We start from the raw sequence: 581 nt of genomic DNA, 5'->3' as shown, positions 1-581 counted from the left end.
ACTTACTGACGTTTGAGACACCATTAATGAAAGCGACATGACAGGTTTCATCAATAATGCTTGAAACCTTAACGGGTAAGGTTCGAATAGAATGTTTCTTCGCTATAACTTGAAGAGCATTTTCAATTTCACGATTATCTTGAATACAGAATTTCAGCGAGTTGAAGTTCTTTTCATTATCCCATCGAATGAAATTGGCGATTCTGTAAATATAAACCGCTTTAATCTCATGTGACTTATAACTAATAGCGTTTGCTTGGTTCACGCTCCCAATACTAAAAATAGCCATGACTAACAGCAGTCCTGATCTAATATAGCTAGAATTCATGAGATAACCTCACAAACACAGATTGCTGATTCACGACTTTTTTACTGGTCATTTCTGCTCTATATCCATGGTGTTTGCCTATATTTTCCGCTATCAATTCCACTAATGGGTAACGCTGCGACATTTGCCATGCTAAACGAGCATCGAAGGTCAATGAGTGGTCGTAAGATGTCCAATGATATTTGGTCCCATTATCGGCTTGCCAATAATCTGGGTAATTCACATTGATGTATTTCGCCAAAATATCCAATTG

Annotated in this window: 1 protein-coding gene and 1 pseudogene; both read right to left on the bottom strand. The window is 37.5% G+C overall.

Annotated elements, in window-relative coordinates; genetic code table 11:
* Positions 1-328, bottom strand: a 328-nt coding sequence (locus KIV40_RS30560) for a YfiR family protein (RefSeq protein ID WP_285353038.1), incomplete at its 3' end; no start/stop codon positions are given.
* A pseudogene (locus KIV40_RS30555) lies at positions 318-581 on the bottom strand (TonB-dependent receptor); the annotation flags it as partial. The pseudogene KIV40_RS30555 and the gene KIV40_RS30560, both read right to left, overlap by 11 nt.

It is taken from the genome of Vibrio sp. D173a (genome assembly GCF_030248475.1).
This window is presented reverse-complemented; position numbering and strand designations above follow the sequence as displayed.